This window comes from Endothiovibrio diazotrophicus (assembly GCF_054657215.1).
Window position 1 is genome coordinate 1 of record NZ_BAAHXB010000330.1, and the last position, 392, is coordinate 392.

At 63.0% G+C, this 392-nt stretch carries 1 pseudogene; it reads right to left on the reverse strand.

Annotated elements, in window-relative coordinates:
• Positions 1-392, reverse strand: a pseudogene (locus ACYQ2W_RS26680) (transposase); the annotation flags it as partial.

The following is a 392-nucleotide window of genomic DNA, read 5'->3' on the forward strand; positions in this document are numbered from 1 at the left end:
CAGGTCTCCAGGATCCCGTCCCGCTCCTCCTCCGACAGCTTGTTCGCCGGCTCCGGTCGTTCCACCAGCGGGCGCTGGTCCTCCTTGATCTCACCGTTGTGCATCCAGCGCTGGAGGGTTCGCTGACTGATACCCGCCTCCTTACAGGCCGGCTGCGTGCGGGCCCCAGCCTCCACCGCCTCGTTGATCCATCCAACCAGCTTTTGCCGCTCCGGGTACGAGGTCAGTCTTCCTCGTTTTCCCCCCAGAGGGCATTCAATTTTTTTCGCAGAACCAGCAACGCCGCCGCCTCCGCCAAAGCTTTCTCCTTACGCTGGAGTTCCCGTTCCAGTTGCTTGATGCGCTTCCGGTCCCGCTTGGCCTCTCGCTGGGTTTGCCTGTCCTCTACCCCG